The following is a 16,384-nucleotide window of genomic DNA, read 5'->3' on the forward strand; positions in this document are numbered from 1 at the left end:
TTATAAGTTAATATTTTTTCAAAAAAAACTTTATTAAATAACTAATTTTTAACACTTTATATTGTGCCATTTTAAAAAAAAGAGTCATCAAAATTGACGACTCTTTCCAATTAAATAACCAACTAAAAAAGGTAATTATGGCATTACCTGTGCTTTACATTAATTACAATCTTTATCTAAAACTAACTCATTATTACTGTTATTTACATCATGCAAAATCAATTGATCTGCAGTGCATTCCACAACAATATAGTCTCCATTTAAAACTTGCACATTTCCACCAGAAATATTAGAGAACGTAATGGTAACTTGATTTCCGTTTCCTACGGTTGACCAGTTCATAGTATAATCTTCTGTACTATTTGGCGTATAAATTATTGCATTTGTTAGACTTGTAAAATTAATGTTGAAAATATTAAAACCTGTATCACCAGCATAGCTTGTAATTGTCCATTCACATTCTTGCAGAATTCCATCTACATCTCCTTCTGTACAGGTATTATTACTTGTGCAATCTTGCTCGATAACCATGGTATTACTTCCTTGATCCATTTGCAGTCGGTCCGATTCACACTCTACAATTAACCAGTTTCCAGAAATGGCTTGAATATTTGGACCGTTTACACCTGTAAATTCTACCCAAACACCATCGCTTGTTTGGCTTGTAGACCATGTTGACGAAATCGCCTGTCCGTTTCCTGTGATTAAAAGTGTTCCGTTAGCGTCGAAATCTAAATCGTAAGTAATTAAATCGTTACTGCCATTGTAATTAACAACATTCCAGATGCATTCTACTAAATACACATCTACATCACTTTCTGTACATCCTGAAGGGTTACAGTTTTCGACGATTAAATCTACTTCAAAAATTTCAAAATTGCCAGTAGATAGCATTTCTACTCTAGCAAAAATCGTTTGTTGCGATACAATGATATTGTTATAAGGTGATAACAATACATTTACATTTACCTGAGCATCTACAAGCGTTTCATGAAAAGTTATAGTTAATGAAGAGGTTTCACAATTAGCAAAAACTGTATTTAAATCAAATACTCCAAAACCGTCGCCATTGTCGTCGCATACAACAATTTCAGCATCAAAACTTTCAAAACACGTAAAAGGATTTTCATTCGGGTTACAATCCTGTTCCATAACCATGGTGTTATTTCCGTTTACCAGCTCCAGTCTATCGGCATCGCAATCGATAATTACCCAAGATCCTATTAAATCTTGTTGAAACGCTGTGAGTTGCGTGATAACCAATTCTGGTAACCCATCATTGCTTACAGACATTTCCCAGGCACCACCAATTGCAGAAGTTGCAGATCCTTCGTGCATTTCGAAAGCTCCATTTGCATGAAATTCAATATCATATTGAATAAAGGTGTCATTTCCATTATACGCCACAATAACCCAATAGCATTCTAACAAGTTAGACACAATATTATCTTCCGTGCAGTCATAATTATCGTCATCCCAATCGTTATCATCATCTTCATCGCAATCGTCTGCTGCCTCAGCAATTATGATTTCCAATTCTTCGTTATTGTTAACCACTACTGTAGAACCATCGCTTAAAATCATAGTTACCGGAAAGTTTAAACTGGCCAAAACGCCACCTGATAAATTTGCTATAAAATTATAAAGCGCTTCATCATTATTTATAACTACAGTTTCGGTGAGTTGAAAATTAGCATCGTAGATTGAAAATGATATTGGGTATTGAAAATCGATACATTCTATATCATCATCGTCTTCATTTTCGCCAGAACATTGCTCGATAAAACTCTCTAATTCTGTATAATTGGCAATGTCAACTTGTGTATAATCGTTTAAAGTTATAACTATTGGAAACACTATTTCTATATCGTCATTATCTGTATCAAATTCATTAAAAATAGCTTCAATTACTTCGTAATCCTCAATGCTATCGATTGTAAATTCAACGCCATTTATCATCACCGTAACTGGTAAATTAACTAAGATACAATTTGCATTATCTATAACGTTATCTAAAGACCCATCTAAAGTCGCCAAATTAACAAGGGCATTTCCCAAGGCTGAATCTTGAATGATAATGTCTTGATTATTGGGAGGTGTAATATCTGAATTTTCATTCTGGCAGGCTAATGCAGAGCAAAACACAACGATTAGTAAAAGGATTTTTTTGCAAAAAAGTTTTGTTGATTGAATATTCATAATTATTGGTTTTTTGGGCTTATTTTGTATTGCTTATTCAGTATTAAAACAATTAAGTTTTAAAAATTCCTAACTCTGTATTTGTTTTTTTTTACATTTAGACCGTTCTTAAAAACCGATATGGCAAAAAAATTACATGATAATATTTGTGATGAGATTCGCTTTAATGCGCTTTTTAAAAAGTATGCGAAAGACTTGCACAATTTCCTGTATTATAAATTTGGAGACCATTTAAATCCTAAGGACAAAACCCAAGATGCCTTTATTAAATTGTGGGAAAACTGTAAAAAAGTAGCGCCAGAAAAGGCAAAAAGCTATCTCTTTACTATTGCTAATAATTTAATGTTAAATGAAGCGAAACACCATAAAATTGTATTAAAACACCAAAAATTAAAACAAAAACATCAAACCAACCTTTCGCCAGAATTTATACTGGAAGAAAAACAATACATGCAAAAATTAGAAACTGCACTTTCTCGCTTAAGTGAAGCGCAACGTACTGCTTTTTTGATGAATCGGGTTGAAGGTAAAAAACACAAAGAGATAGCAGAATTGTTAGGTATTAGTAGTAAAGCTGTAGAAAAACGTATTTATGGTGCATTAAAGAAATTACGTGAAGATATCAAGGAGTTATAAAATTAAATTAGTAGCTTTTAAAAAAGGTAGGAGTTTTTAATATATAGTTGTTATATGTTTGAGTAAGATATTATGAAAAAAGAAGAGTTAATAAAAAAATGGTTAGATAACAGCCTTAATTCGCAAGAGTTGGAAGCTTTTAAACAGCTTGACGACTATAACGAATTAATGAGGTTGAATACTGCCTTACAACAATTTAAACCGTCTTCTTATCCTGCTGATGCTGAATTAGAAAAATTACAATTCGCACTTAAAAGCAAAACCAAAACACAAAAAAGCTGGTTAAAACCTTTCGTAAGAATTGCTGCTGTATTAGCTATTTGTTTTGCCACTTATTATTATACTACAACGTTAAACACTACCATTAATACTCAAATTGCCGAGAAAGAAACTATTGCGCTGCCAGATAACTCTCAAGTTATTTTAAATGCAGAGACTACTTTAGCTTTTAATAAAAAGAACTGGAGCACAGCGCGTGATATAGACTTAAATGGTGAAGCCTATTTTAAAGTTGCTAAAGGTTCTAAATTTAGCGTACATACTTCTGCTGGAGATGTTAGTGTTTTAGGCACAGAGTTTAATGTTAAAAACAGAGCTGATTTATTTGAGGTTGTTTGTTATGAAGGTTCTGTAAAAGTAACCCACGATAATTCTAACATTATTTTAAAACCTGGCAACAGTTTTTTAATAATTAATGGTAAACATGTTAAAACGCCTCTTATAAAAGCTACAAATCCATTTTGGATTAATAATGAAAGTGCTTTTAAAAGTATGCCATATGCTCAGGTAATTGCAGAATTCGAAAGACAATACAATGTTACTTTTAGCGTTAATACTATAGATACAAACCAGTTGTTTACAGGTAGTTTTGCGCATAATAATTTGGACGTTGCATTGCAAGCCATTACTATTCCTCTTAACTTAACCTATAGTAAAAGCAACACTAAGATATTGCTAAAGCGTGAGTAAAAACATTACGTTAACTCTCTTAATAGTCCTATTTTTTTTTAGTTTTTTTAGCGTGAACTCACAGACTACAAAAACTGAAAGACTACCAATTACCACAGTTTTAAAAGCTTTAGAAAAACGTTTTGATATTAGGTTTACCTATGCAGATAAAACAGTCGAAGGTGTTGAAATAAACGAACCATCTACATTACTCTCTTACAACGACGCTATTACTTTTCTTAGAACAAACACTAATTTAAATTTTAAAATTATAAACAGTCGGTTTGTTGCAATAGCACCAAGCAGAAAGGTAACAAGACCTATTGAAGCCCTTGAGGAAGTTCAATTAATTACTTTTTTAACCACTGGTATTACAAAAACAAAAACAGGAGAAGTAATTATTAACCCAGAGGAATTTGGCATTCTTCCAGGCTTAATCGAGCCAGATGTTTTGCAAACATTTCAAGCCTTACCAGGTGTATTAAGTGTAGATGAGACGGTTTCAAGTTTAAACGTGCGTGGTGGGACCCACGACCAGAATTTAATATTATGGGAAGGCATAAAGATGTATCAATCTGGTCATTTTTTTGGATTAATTTCTGCCTTTAACCCAAACCTGATTTCTAATGTTGTAGTCTTTAAAAACGGAACAAGTGCACTGTATGGTGATGGTGTTTCCAGTACTATAGACATACGTTTAGACAAGGACGTTAACAAAAAATCAAGACATGGTTTAGGCTTCAATTTAGTTCAGGCAGATGGTTTTTCTAAACTAAAACTGCAAGACAATATGGAATTGCAATTATCGGCAAGACGCTCTGTAACAGACCTTGTAAACTCACCGACGTACCAACAATACTTCGATCGTATTTTCCAGGACTCTGATGTGGACAATACTTCAGAAAACAACCAAAATTTTACATCTAACGAAACCTTTTATTTTTACGATGTAAGCGCCAAGTTGCTTCATGATCTTTCGGCTAAAGATAAACTTAGATTGAGTTTTACTACCATATTTAATTCACTTGATTATATGGAAAACAGCTCAAGCAACACTATTACTACTGCATTAAATAGTGGTATTACACAATACAATCTTGCCGCTGGATTAAATTACAACAGACAATGGAGCAAAGTATTAAGCACAGATGTACAGCTTAATATTTCCGACTATAAATTAAAAGCCACCAATTTTGATGTTGAAAACAACCAGCGTTTACAACAAAACAACACCGTTTTAGACAATGGGATTACTCTACAATTAAAATTAGATTTTAATACGCGTTTACAATGGACCAATGGCTATCAGTTTTCTGAAGTTGGTATCACTAATTTCGAAGAGATTAACAATCCCTCATTTAGAAGCGACATAAAACGCGTGGTGAGCACTCATGCTACTTTTAGTGAATTTGCATATTCCTCTTACAACAATAAAACACACTTAAAAGCAGGTGCGCGCAGTAATTATTTTAAGCCTTTTAATTTATTATTGGTAGAACCTCGTTTAAGTTTTAATCACAAATTTTTAAAGCATTTTAAAGTTGAGTTTTTAGGCGAATTTAAAAGTCAGGTTACCTCCCAGGTAATAGACAGACAAAACGATTTTTTAGGTATTGAAAAAAGACGCTGGGTTTTAGCAAATAACACCACCTTGCCAATTATAGAGAGTAAACAAGCCTCTATTGGCTTACATTATAATAAAAACAAACTCCTGTTAAGCGCAGAAGCTTTTATAAAAAATGTAGAAGGCATAACAACCAGAAGTCAAGGTTTTCAAAACCAATATCAAAATATAAACGCAATAGGCGCTTACGAAATTAAAGGCATCGATTTTTTAGTAAATAAACAATTTAACCAGTTTAGTAGTTGGTTAAGTTACTCTATTAGCGACAATAACTATAATTTTCCAACAATAAATAATGCGCAAGCTTTTGCCAATAATACTAACATAACACACGCGCTAACCTTTGCAGGAACATACACACTTAAACAGTTAAAACTTGCACTTGGTTTTAATTGGCACTCTGGAAAACCTGTAACTACACCTAACACTACGCAGCCTGTTTTCGACAATACTATAAATTACGATACTGCTAATAACAACACACTTGACGATTATTTTAGAACCGATTTCTCCGGAACCTATAACTTTAAGGTTGCTAATAAGGCTAACGCAGAAGCTGGCCTGTCGATTTGGAACTTATTTAACCGAAATAATACATTAAACAGTTATTATATTTTAAATGAAGACAATTCTATCTCTAAAATCGACAACAAATCACTTGGTTTTACACCTAATTTGAGCTTTAGGGTTGTGTTTTAGGTGTTTGACTTTGTCAAAATTTTAGGCTAACTTCGTTCAACGATTGATATAAAACATTCCAACGTTTCATATCAGAGAACATTAAACGAACTTCCTTAATCTAATCCCTAATCAAAGGCATCGTACTGCAACGTAACAAACCTTCTTGTTTAGAAATTTCTGCATAAGGAACTTCTTCAACAGTAAAACCGTTTTTACGAAGCCAGGTGTTTAATCGTGTAAAGTTTTTTTCAGAAATAATAACATTTTCAGAAATAGAGAAAATATTACTATTCATACTATACATTTCTTCTTTTGTAATAATGAAACAGTTCTCTTTTCCGAAATAATTTAACAACCATTCGTACTCTTCTTCCTCAAGAAATCCTTCTTTATGTAAAATGGCTTTTCCTGTTCCTATGGGCTGAAAACAACAATCTAAGTGCAACGCATTATCTCTTGGGTTGGTTTGCGATTTTCTTAAATTAAAAGATTTTACTTTTTTATGCGGAAATGTTTTTTCAATAAAAGCAACACCCTCCATATTGGTTCTGGCCACAATATAATCTGCATAATCGTCCTCTCTGTAAGTACCAATAAATATATAATCGTTCCAAAGCATAACGTCGCCTCCTTCGATATGCACCTCTTCTGGTGGTCTAATTACTTTTTCCTCATCTATTTGATCGATAACATAGTGTATAGCTTCAAATTCGTTTTCACGTTCTGGTAGAATATTTGCTTTTACAAATACATCGTCTATAACAAAACCTATGTCTCTGGTAAAAATCTGGTTGCAATTTTCTATAATTTCTGGTCTAAATACCTTGACATTATATTTTTCGAAAACATTGGCTACGGCCTCCATTTCTTTAATCATATCTTTTTCCACAGGGTAGGTTCCTGCTTTTATATGTTCTAAAGATTTTGGGTCGTAGGCGTCTTCCTCTTTAGGTGTTGGACCATTACTTCGAGCTGTTCCTAAAATAACTGCACGAAGGCGAGACGTTTCGTTTTTTACGTTGAGTTTTAACATGAGGTAAATATATAAAAAAGCTCCATAATTACTTATGAAGCTTTTGTCTGTAATAATATTTTAGTATTATCTTTTTTCTATATCTTTAAAAGGCCTGTGTGTTTCGCCAATATAAACTTGTCTTGGACGTCCAATTGGTTCTTTACGTAAACGCATTTCTTTCCATTGTGAAATCCAACCTGGTAAACGTCCTAATGCAAACATAACCGTAAACATTTCTACAGGAATACCCATAGCTCTGTAAATAATTCCTGAATAGAAATCTACGTTTGGATATAACTTACGCTTTACAAAATAATCGTCACTTAAAGCCTCAGATGCTAAACCTTTGGCAATATCTAAAACAGGATCTTCCATGCCTAAATCTGCTAAAACTTCGTCTGCTGCTACCTTAATAATTTTAGCTCTTGGGTCGAAGTTTTTATACACCCTGTGCCCAAAGCCCATGAGACGGAAAGGATCTTCCTTATCTTTAGCTTTAGCCATAAATTTTTTAGTGTCTCCACCATCTTCTTTTATAGCTTCTAACATTTCTAATACTGCTTGGTTTGCACCACCATGTAATGGTCCCCACAGTGCAGAAATTCCAGATGAGATTGACGCAAATAATCCTGTATGTGCAGAACCTACCATTCTTACCGTAGATGTAGAACAATTTTGCTCATGATCTGCATGTAAAATTAATAACTTATCTAAAGCGTTTACTAAAACTGGGTTTTGTGTATACTCTTCGTTAGGCTGTTTAAACATCATCTTTAAAATGTTTTCTACATAGCCCAAATTTTTATCGCCATAGTCTAACGGTAAACCTTGTTTTTTACGAAGCGTCCATGCCACTAACACTGGAAATTTACCTAAAATTTTAACGATGGCTCTATACATTTCCTCTTCCGAATCTACATTTACTGAAGACGGGTTAAAAGCTGTTAAGGCGCTTGTTAAAGAAGACAGCACTCCCATAGGGTGAGCCGATTTTGGAAAAGCATCTAATATTTTTTTGATGTCTTCATCGACAACAGATTGTGCTTTTATATCTGAATGAAATTTATCTAACTGCTCCTGAGTTGGCAATTCACCAAAAATTAGTAAATAAGCGACTTCAAGAAAATCTGCTTTTTCAGCTAATTCCTCAATGGCGTAACCTCTATATCTCAATATTCCTTCTTCTCCATTTAAAAAGGTAATGGCACTCTCACAAGACCCTGTGTTTTTATAACCTGGATCAATTGTAGTAACTCCTCCTGTAGAAGATCTTAAGGTTTTAATATCTATTGCAACTTCATTTTCCGTTCCTGTTATTAAAGGAAACTCGTGCTTTTTTCCGTCGATTTCTAACGTAGCAGTTTTTGACATATTTTCTTTGAATTTTTACTTATTTATGCGGGACGCTAAGTTACAAAATATGTCGCTATTTATAAAACTCGTTAACAACCATTTTAACAATTAATGTATTGAAAAAAATTATAGTATAAAAAAAGCGATTATCAATAAGTTGATAATCGCTTTAAATAATGTTAAAAAAAACAATTAGTGTTTAATTTTAAAGGCTTTTTCTTTAGGATAATATGCAATTTCTCCCAGTTCTTCTTCTATACGTAACAACTGGTTATATTTTGCCATTCTATCACTTCGCGAAGCAGAACCAGTTTTAATTTGCCCGCAATTTAACGCCACAGCTAAATCTGCTATGGTATTATCTTCTGTTTCTCCAGAACGATGTGACATTACAGAAGTATATCCTGCATTATGTGCCATATTTACTGCAGCAATAGTTTCGGTTAGTGTACCAATTTGATTTACTTTAATTAATATTGAATTGGCGATGTTATTTTTTATTCCTTTTGAAAGTCTTTCTACATTAGTAACGTATAAATCGTCACCAACTAATTGCACTTTATCTCCAATTTGTTCTGTTAAATATTTCCAGCCTTCCCAATCGTTTTCATCCATACCATCTTCTATCGAGATTATTGGATATTTACGAGATAATTCAGCCAGGTAATCTGCCTGTTCTTTGCTTGATCTTACTTGTCCGGAGTCGCCTTCGAATTTTGTATAGTCGTATTTTCCGTTAACATAAAATTCTGCAGCAGCACAATCTAATGCTATCATTACATCGTCTCCTAATTTGTAACCAGCATTATCAACGGCTTTTTTAATAGTATCGAGTGCGTCTTCCGTTCCTCCTTCTAAATTAGGTGCAAAACCACCTTCGTCTCCAACTGCAGTACTTAAACCTCTATCGTGTAAAACTTTTTTAAGATGATGAAATATTTCTGTACCCATTTGCAAAGCGTGAGAGAAATTCTCTGCTTTTACTGGCATAACCATAAATTCTTGAAACGCAATTGGTGCGTCGCTATGTGAACCTCCATTAATAATGTTCATCATTGGTACAGGTAGTGTATTTGCACTTACACCTCCAACGTATCTATATAATGGCATACCTATTTCTGCTGCCGCTGCTTTAGCAACCGCTAATGAAACACCTAAAATAGCATTTGCGCCTAATTTAGATTTATTAGGTGTACCATCAATTTCACGCATTAAAGTATCTATATAGTTTTGCTCGAATACGTTAACACCTAAAAGTTCTTCAGCTAATACGGTATTAACATTTTCAACCGCCTTAGTTACACCTTTTCCCATAAATTTATCACCTCCATCTCGTAACTCTACAGCTTCATGTTCTCCTGTTGAAGCTCCAGAAGGCACTGCTGCTCTTCCTACGTAACCATTTTCGGTTTCTACATCTACTTCTACTGTAGGATTTCCTCTTGAATCGAAAATTTGTCTTGCGTGAACGTTAATTATAATACTCATAATTGGTGTTTTAAGTTTGTTATACTCCCAAATTTACAGTTTAATTTTGTTATGTAATTGGTATTGAATTCAAAATTAACAATAAAATTTGCTATAACGTTTTAGTAAAATTAAATAAGCAACAGATTGCGTTTTCTATTGCTTATTTAGTATTAATTTTTATTAATGTTTTTTATGAATTCGTCGAACAGGTACGAAGAATCGTGAGGTCCTGGACTTGCTTCTGGATGATATTGTACAGAAAACACATTTTTAGACTTCATTTTGATACCTGCAACAGTATCGTCGTTTAAGTGTATGTGTGTAATTTCTATATCGCTGTGCGCTTCGGTCTCTTCTCTATTAATAGCAAAACCATGGTTTTGCGAGGTTATTTCTCCTTTTCCCGTTATTAAATTTTTAACTGGGTGATTTATGCCACGATGTCCATTATGCATTTTGTAAGTTGAAATGCCATTGGCTAATGCGATGACCTGATGCCCTAAACAAATACCAAATAATGGCAAGTCTCTTTTTATTATTTCTTTGGTTAATTCAATAGCTTCTGTTAACGGTTCTGGGTCTCCTGGTCCATTAGACAAAAAGTAACCATCAGGTTTCCATGAACTCAATGCTTCGAATGTTGAATTATATGGAAATACCTTAATATAAGCGCCTCTTTTTGCCAGATTACGAAGTATGTTCTTCTTGATACCAATATCTAATGCTGCTATTTTAATATCTGCATCTTCATCACCAACAAAGTAAGGTTTTTTGGTCGAGACTTTAGAGGCTAACTCTAAACCATTCATTTGTGGGATATCTGCTAATTCCTTTTTTAGTCTATCTACATTTTCAACATCTGTAGAAATAACCGCATTCATAGCACCATTATCACGAATGTAAGCTACCAGAGCTCTGGTATCCACATCGGAAATGGCTAAAAGATTATTATTATTTAAAAAATCTTCAAGAGAACCATCTGCATCATCACGAGAAAACTCGTAACTAAAATTTTTACAAATTAGTCCTGCTATTTTTATAGAGTTAGACTCTACTTCTTCGTCATTAACGCCATAGTTTCCTATATGAGCATTTGTGGTTACCATTAATTGCCCATAATAAGATGGGTCTGTAAAAATCTCTTGATAACCTGTCATTCCTGTATTAAAACAAACCTCTCCAAAGGCGCTTCCTTCTCTGCCCACTGCTTTTCCATGAAAAATGGTTCCGTCTGCTAATAGAATTAATGCTTTTTTTAATTTTTGATATTTCATTATCGTAGTTGTGTGTTTTTATTTCTACTTAAGTAGAAAACAAAAGTTTTGCAAATTTTCAAAAAAAAAAGGATAAACTAAAATAGTTTATCCTTTATATATTAAATGCTTATTAACATTTATTCTTCTTCGTTAGTTGCTTCGGTTTTAACTGGAGCAGCAGCAGCAGTTTTTCCACCACGACGACTTCTACGAGTGGTTTTCTTAGCTTTCTTATCTGCATTGTAGATTTCGTTATAATCTACTAACTCAATCATTGCCATATCTGCGTTATCACCTAAACGGTTTCCTAACTTGATAATTCTTGTGTAGCCACCTGGACGATCACCAATTTTTGCAGCAACATCTCTAAACAATTCTGTTACCGCTTCTTTTTGGCGTAACTTAGAAAATACTAAACGACGGTTGTGTGTCGTGTCAGATTTCGATTTAGTGATCATTGGTTCTACAAATTGCTTTAAAGCTTTTGCTTTTGCAACTGTAGTATTAATGCGTTTGTGCTCGATTAAAGAACAAGCCATGTTTGCTAACATTGCTTTTCTATGAGCTGTTTGTCTTCCTAAATGGTTAACTTTTTTTCCGTGTCTCATGACGTTTTGTTTATCATCTTGCTACCAAATCCAGATTATAATAATTGACTGGAGAGCAAAATATGATTAATTAATCTTTGTCTAATTTATATTTTGATAAGTCCATTCCGAAGTTAAGACCTTTAACGTTTACAAGCTCTTCAAGCTCTGTTAAAGATTTTTTACCAAAGTTACGGAACTTCATTAAATCGTTTTTATTAAAAGATACTAAGTCTCCTAATGTATCCACTTCTGCAGCTTTTAAACAGTTAAGTGCACGTACAGATAAATCCATATCTACTAACTTAGTTTTAAGCAACTGACGCATGTGAAGTGACTCTTCATCATAAGTTTCAGTCTGTGCAATTTCATCAGCTTCTAATGTAATACGCTCATCTGAGAATAACATGAAGTGGTGAATTAATGTTTTTGCTGCTTCAGTTAAAGCATCTTGAGGTGTTATTGAACCGTCCGACTGGATTTCGAAAACTAATTTTTCGTAATCTGTCTTTTGCTCTACACGGTAGTTCTCAATGCTATATTTAACATTTTTTATTGGTGTATAAATTGAATCTGTAAAAATTGTTCCTATTGGTGCTGAAGCTTTTTTGTTTTCTTCTGCAGGAACATAACCTCTTCCTTTTTCAATTGTAATTTCCATAGTAATATTTACTTTAGGATCTAAATTACAGATTACTAATTCTGAATTTAATACTTGGAATCCTGAAATAAATTTTTGAAAATCACCTGCTGTAATTTTGTCTTGACCTGAAATAGAAATAGAAACCGATTCGTTATCTACATCTTCTATTTGACGCTTAAAACGCATTTGTTTTAAGTTTAAAATAATTTCAGTTACATCTTCCACCACTCCAGCAATTGCTGAAAACTCATGATCTACACCTTCTATTCTAACCGAAGTAATTGCAAAACCTTCTAAAGAAGATAATAAAACTCTTCTAAGGGCATTTCCTACTGTTAGTCCATAACCTGGTTCTAAAGGTCTGAATTCGAATTTACCTTCGAAATCAGTAGAATCAATCATGATTACTTTGTCGGGCTTCTGAAAATTAAATACTGCCATATGTTTCTTCGTTTTAATTGTTATGTGGTTGCGCGATTTAAAAGTTTGAAGAACACTAATAAATCCTTTGGCCAAATACCAATATGATTATTTTATTTAGAGTATAATTCGACTATGAATTGCTCGTTAATGTTTTCTGGAATTTGAATTCTTGCTGGAACAGAAACGTAAGTTCCTTCCTTTTTCTCACTATTCCAAGTAATCCATTCGTAAACGTTACTTGAATTTGATAAAGATCTTTCAATAGCTTCAAGAGATTTAGACTTTTCTCTTACAGCAACAACATCACCAGCTTTTAATTGGTAAGATGGTACGTTTACCAACTCCCCATTTACTGTAATGTGTCTGTGCGATACTAATTGTCTTCCAGCACTTCTTGTTGGTGCTATTCCCATTCTAAATACAACGTTGTCTAATCTAGACTCACATAATTGTAATAAAACTTCACCAGTAATGCCTGGAGCAGCTGTTGCTCTTTTAAACATGTTTCTAAATTGACGCTCTAATACACCATAAGTATATTTAGCTTTCTGCTTTTCCATTAATTGGATTGCATATTCAGATTTTTTACCACGACGACGTGCGTTTCCATGTTGTCCAGGAGGGTAATTTCTTTTTTCGAAGGCTTTATCGTCTCCGAAGATAGCTTCGCCAAATTTACGAGCTATTTTAGTTTTAGGACCAGTATATCTTGCCATTTTAAATTGATTTTTTGAGAGTGATTATGAATTAAGGTCTTAATCTTATCCTTCGATAATCGTTTTAATCTCTCGTTGATACTTGTTATTATTTTTTTTTTAAGTCTGCAAATTTACACAAAAAAATTAACATCAGCTATGCTAAATAGCTGATATTAATTTATGCGTTGTATTGAAGCGTACGTTGTGCGCAACGTGCTTAAACTCTTCTACGCTTTGGAGGACGACATCCATTGTGCGGTAAAGGTGTAACGTCAATAATTTCTGTTACTTCAATTCCTGCATTGTGAATAGAACGGATAGCAGATTCTCTACCATTACCTGGTCCTTTTACGTAAACTTTAACTTTTTTCAATCCAGCTTCTTTAGCTACTGCAGATGCGTCTTCTGCACAAAGTTGAGCTGCATAAGGAGTGTTCTTTTTAGAACCTCTGAATCCCATTTTTCCAGCAGATGACCATGATATAACGTCACCTTTTTTGTTTGTTAATGAGATGATAATATTGTTGAAAGATGCAGTAATGTGCGCCTCTCCAACAGATTCAACTATAACTTTACGTTTTTTAGTTGATTTTGTATTTGTCTTTGCCATATTTCTATAGTTCTAAGTAGTTAGTTGATAGTCGCTAGAATCCTAAACCTAAATAATTTCAAACAGATTCTTTCCAACGTCTAACACTAAAGACCAAATTTCTAATTATTATTTAGTTGCTTTTTTCTTGTTAGCAACAGTTTTTCTTCTACCTTTTCTGGTTCTCGAGTTGTTTTTAGTACGTTGACCTCTTAGTGGTAAACCAGCTCTGTGACGAATACCTCTGTAACACCCAATATCCATTAATCGTTTAATGTTTAATTGTGTTTCAGAACGTAATTCACCTTCAATAGTATAAGTTCCAACAGATTCACGGATTGCTCCTATTTGATCGTCTGTCCAATCTTGTACTTTGATGTTTTCGTCTACTTTAGCTGTTGCTAAAATTTCTTGTGCTCTACTTCTACCTACTCCGTAGATATAAGTTAATGAGATCACTCCTCTTTTGTTTTTTGGTATGTCTACACCTGCAATTCTTGCCATAATTACCCTTGTCTTTGTTTGAATCTAGGATTCTTTTTGTTAATGACGTAAAGTCTGCCTTTTCTGCGTACGATTTTACAATCTACACTTCTTTTTTTAACTGATGCTCTTACTTTCATCTCTGTTAGTATCTATAAGTTATTCGAGCCTTAGTTAAATCATAAGGACTCATTTCTAATTTTACTTTATCACCTGGTAACAACTTAATGTAGTGCATACGCATTTTACCAGATATATGTGCAGTCACAATGTGACCATTTTCTAATTCAACACGAAACATAGCATTTGATAATGCTTCTATAATGGTTCCGTCTTGTTCTATTGCTGCTTGTTTTGCCATATATATTTTTTTTAGTTATCTATAAGCAAATACCTTGCCTAGATTTCTAAACTTTAATTACATTAAGCTACTGCCTTTCTATTTTTACCGGTTTTCATCAAGCCATCATAGTGTCTATTTAACAAATAAGAATTTACTTGTTGCATAGTATCGATTGCAACACCAACCATAATTAATAGCGATGTACCACCAAAAAATAATGCCCATCCAGATTGTACTCCCATTAGCTTAAAAACGAAAGCTGGAAATATAGCAATCAGCGCTAAAAATATTGAACCTGGTAATGTTATTTGAGACATGATTTTATCTAAATATTCTGACGTTTCAGAACCAGGTCTAATACCTGGAATAAAACCGCCACTACGTTTTAAATCATCTGCCATTTTGTTGGTAGGAACAGTAATTGCTGTATAGAAATATGTAAAAACAATAATTAGTAATGCAAATAAGACATTATACCATAAGCCAAACATATCTGAAAAATTAGCACCCATCCATTGACCAGCAGCTGTATCTTTTAAAAGCGATGAATCTCCAATTAAACCTGGTACAAACATAATTGCCTGTGCAAAGATAATAGGCATCACTCCAGATGCGTTAAGTTTTAAAGGAATAAATTGTCTTGCGCCTCCAAACACGTTTTTTTCGTAGCCTCCAGTTGCAGATCGTCTTGCATATTGTACTGCTATTTTTCTAACAGCCATTACTAATAGTATAGATGCTGCAATAATTGCAAACCAAATTAATATTTCAAACAAAATCATCATCGCTCCATTACCCGTAGTAAATCTCGCACTCATGTTTTGTAAAAATGCTTTTGGTAATGTTGCAATAATACCTACCATAATTAATAACGAGATTCCATTACCTATACCTTTATCTGTAATTTTCTCTCCCAACCACATAGCAAATATACAACCTGTGACTAATATTACTATAGATGAAAAATAGAATACGCCACCTTGTCCTAATAAAAATGCTGAATTTGGTATACCAAACATTGGCTGTAAACTAGCTAAATAGCCTGGTGCTTGCACTAAACAAATACCAATAGTTAACCATCTTGTAATTTGAGTTATTTTCTTTTGCCCACTTGCACCTTCTTTTTGAAGCTTCTGTAAATAAGGAATCGCTATTCCCATTAACTGAACAACAATTGAAGCTGAAATATAAGGCATAATACCTAAAGCAAAAACTGATGCATTAGCAAAGGCTCCTCCTGTAAAAGCATTTAATAAACCAATAATTCCACCATCTGCAGCTTGACCTTGTAAGCTTGCTAATTGTGTAGCATCTATTCCTGGTAAAACAACTTGTGCTCCAAAACGATAAACTAATAATAAACCTAATGTAAATATGATTCGGTTTCTTAGTTCCTCAATTTTCCAAACATTCTTTAACGTTTCTATAAATTTCAT

16 protein-coding genes are annotated in these 16,384 nt (G+C 33.4%); 3 read left to right on the forward strand and 13 right to left on the reverse strand.

Annotated features, from left to right (window positions below; genetic code table 11):
- Nucleotides 1-159: 159 nt before the first annotated feature.
- Nucleotides 160-2,199, reverse strand: coding sequence for a hypothetical protein (locus tag ACVC43_RS01745; protein WP_452222857.1), 2,040 nt, complete (start codon nucleotides 2,197-2,199; stop codon nucleotides 160-162).
- 120 nt (nucleotides 2,200-2,319) lie between these two features.
- Here ACVC43_RS01745 and ACVC43_RS01750 point away from each other — a divergent pair, with 120 nt between their 5' ends.
- The 3 genes from ACVC43_RS01750 to ACVC43_RS01760 all read left to right on the forward strand — a co-directional run bounded on the left by ACVC43_RS01750 (nucleotide 2,320) and on the right by ACVC43_RS01760 (nucleotide 6,106).
- Entirely contained in the window at nucleotides 2,320-2,835 is a 516-nt protein-coding gene (locus ACVC43_RS01750; RefSeq protein ID WP_452222858.1) for an RNA polymerase sigma factor, read from the forward strand.
- A gap of 72 nt (nucleotides 2,836-2,907) precedes the next feature.
- The gene (locus ACVC43_RS01755) at nucleotides 2,908-3,804 is read left to right on the forward strand and encodes a FecR family protein (RefSeq protein WP_452222859.1); all 897 of its coding nucleotides are present in this window, start codon (nucleotides 2,908-2,910) and stop codon (nucleotides 3,802-3,804) included.
- Between the two features lie 52 nt (nucleotides 3,805-3,856).
- Complete coding sequence (locus tag ACVC43_RS01760; RefSeq protein ID WP_452222860.1) at nucleotides 3,857-6,106, forward strand: TonB-dependent receptor plug domain-containing protein; 2,250 nt, start codon at nucleotides 3,857-3,859, stop codon at nucleotides 6,104-6,106.
- Nucleotides 6,107-6,206: 100 nt separating this feature from the next.
- Here the strand turns inward: ACVC43_RS01760 and ACVC43_RS01765 are convergent, their stop codons facing one another.
- The 12 genes from ACVC43_RS01765 to secY form a co-directional block, all read right to left on the reverse strand.
- On the reverse strand, nucleotides 6,207-7,121 hold the full coding sequence (locus ACVC43_RS01765) for a dimethylarginine dimethylaminohydrolase family protein (RefSeq protein WP_452222861.1): 915 nt from the start codon (nucleotides 7,119-7,121) through the stop codon (nucleotides 6,207-6,209).
- A 66-nt stretch (nucleotides 7,122-7,187) separates the two neighbouring features.
- Entirely contained in the window at nucleotides 7,188-8,474 is a 1,287-nt protein-coding gene (locus ACVC43_RS01770; RefSeq protein WP_452222862.1) for a citrate synthase, read from the reverse strand.
- Between the two features lie 174 nt (nucleotides 8,475-8,648).
- Nucleotides 8,649-9,944, reverse strand: coding sequence for a phosphopyruvate hydratase (eno, locus tag ACVC43_RS01775; protein WP_452222863.1), 1,296 nt, complete (start codon nucleotides 9,942-9,944; stop codon nucleotides 8,649-8,651).
- Nucleotides 9,945-10,096: 152 nt separating this feature from the next.
- Nucleotides 10,097-11,200 (reverse strand): glutamine-hydrolyzing carbamoyl-phosphate synthase small subunit, encoded by a 1,104-nt coding sequence (carA, locus tag ACVC43_RS01780; RefSeq protein WP_452222864.1) that lies wholly within the window; start codon nucleotides 11,198-11,200, stop codon nucleotides 10,097-10,099.
- Nucleotides 11,201-11,319: 119 nt separating this feature from the next.
- Entirely contained in the window at nucleotides 11,320-11,790 is a 471-nt protein-coding gene (rplQ, locus tag ACVC43_RS01785; protein WP_452222865.1) for a 50S ribosomal protein L17, read from the reverse strand.
- A gap of 70 nt (nucleotides 11,791-11,860) precedes the next feature.
- Nucleotides 11,861-12,853, reverse strand: a complete 993-nt coding sequence (locus tag ACVC43_RS01790) for a DNA-directed RNA polymerase subunit alpha (protein WP_452222866.1) — start codon at nucleotides 12,851-12,853, stop codon at nucleotides 11,861-11,863.
- A gap of 92 nt (nucleotides 12,854-12,945) precedes the next feature.
- Nucleotides 12,946-13,551, reverse strand: coding sequence for a 30S ribosomal protein S4 (rpsD, locus tag ACVC43_RS01795; protein WP_452222867.1), 606 nt, complete (start codon nucleotides 13,549-13,551; stop codon nucleotides 12,946-12,948).
- Between the two features lie 199 nt (nucleotides 13,552-13,750).
- On the reverse strand, nucleotides 13,751-14,143 hold the full coding sequence (rpsK, locus tag ACVC43_RS01800; RefSeq protein WP_013869022.1) for a 30S ribosomal protein S11: 393 nt from the start codon (nucleotides 14,141-14,143) through the stop codon (nucleotides 13,751-13,753).
- A gap of 108 nt (nucleotides 14,144-14,251) precedes the next feature.
- Nucleotides 14,252-14,626, reverse strand: a complete 375-nt coding sequence (gene rpsM / locus ACVC43_RS01805; RefSeq protein ID WP_452222868.1) for a 30S ribosomal protein S13 — start codon at nucleotides 14,624-14,626, stop codon at nucleotides 14,252-14,254.
- Nucleotides 14,627-14,628: 2 nt separating this feature from the next.
- Entirely contained in the window at nucleotides 14,629-14,745 is a 117-nt protein-coding gene (gene ykgO / locus ACVC43_RS01810; protein WP_076732133.1) for a type B 50S ribosomal protein L36, read from the reverse strand.
- Nucleotides 14,746-14,750: 5 nt separating this feature from the next.
- The gene (gene infA / locus ACVC43_RS01815; protein WP_007094967.1) at nucleotides 14,751-14,966 is read right to left on the reverse strand and encodes a translation initiation factor IF-1; all 216 of its coding nucleotides are present in this window, start codon (nucleotides 14,964-14,966) and stop codon (nucleotides 14,751-14,753) included.
- 62 nt (nucleotides 14,967-15,028) lie between these two features.
- Nucleotides 15,029-16,384 (reverse strand): preprotein translocase subunit SecY, encoded by a 1,356-nt coding sequence (gene secY, locus ACVC43_RS01820; RefSeq protein WP_452222869.1) that lies wholly within the window; start codon nucleotides 16,382-16,384, stop codon nucleotides 15,029-15,031.

Source organism: Lacinutrix chionoecetis, assembly GCF_053604665.1.

Excerpts from the sequence above, each read along its gene's own strand:
- ACVC43_RS01745 (WP_452222857.1), bottom strand. The coding sequence starts at position 2,199 with ATGAATATTCAATCAACAAAACTTTTTTGCAAAAAAATCCTTTTACTA.
- ACVC43_RS01750 (WP_452222858.1), top strand. The coding sequence starts at position 2,320 with ATGGCAAAAAAATTACATGATAATATTTGTGATGAGATTCGCTTTAAT.
- ACVC43_RS01755 (WP_452222859.1), top strand. The coding sequence starts at position 2,908 with ATGAAAAAAGAAGAGTTAATAAAAAAATGGTTAGATAACAGCCTTAAT.
- ACVC43_RS01765 (WP_452222861.1), bottom strand. The coding sequence starts at position 7,121 with ATGTTAAAACTCAACGTAAAAAACGAAACGTCTCGCCTTCGTGCAGTT.
- ACVC43_RS01770 (WP_452222862.1), bottom strand. The coding sequence starts at position 8,474 with ATGTCAAAAACTGCTACGTTAGAAATCGACGGAAAAAAGCACGAGTTT.
- eno (WP_452222863.1), bottom strand. The coding sequence starts at position 9,944 with ATGAGTATTATAATTAACGTTCACGCAAGACAAATTTTCGATTCAAGA.
- carA (WP_452222864.1), bottom strand. The coding sequence starts at position 11,200 with ATGAAATATCAAAAATTAAAAAAAGCATTAATTCTATTAGCAGACGGA.
- rplQ (WP_452222865.1), bottom strand. The coding sequence starts at position 11,790 with ATGAGACACGGAAAAAAAGTTAACCATTTAGGAAGACAAACAGCTCAT.
- ACVC43_RS01790 (WP_452222866.1), bottom strand. The coding sequence starts at position 12,853 with ATGGCAGTATTTAATTTTCAGAAGCCCGACAAAGTAATCATGATTGAT.
- rpsD (WP_452222867.1), bottom strand. The coding sequence starts at position 13,551 with ATGGCAAGATATACTGGTCCTAAAACTAAAATAGCTCGTAAATTTGGC.
- rpsK (WP_013869022.1), bottom strand. The coding sequence starts at position 14,143 with ATGGCAAAGACAAATACAAAATCAACTAAAAAACGTAAAGTTATAGTT.
- rpsM (WP_452222868.1), bottom strand. The coding sequence starts at position 14,626 with ATGGCAAGAATTGCAGGTGTAGACATACCAAAAAACAAAAGAGGAGTG.
- ykgO (WP_076732133.1), bottom strand. The coding sequence starts at position 14,745 with ATGAAAGTAAGAGCATCAGTTAAAAAAAGAAGTGTAGATTGTAAAATC.
- infA (WP_007094967.1), bottom strand. The coding sequence starts at position 14,966 with ATGGCAAAACAAGCAGCAATAGAACAAGACGGAACCATTATAGAAGCA.
- secY (WP_452222869.1), bottom strand. The coding sequence starts at position 16,384 with ATGAAATTTATAGAAACGTTAAAGAATGTTTGGAAAATTGAGGAACTA.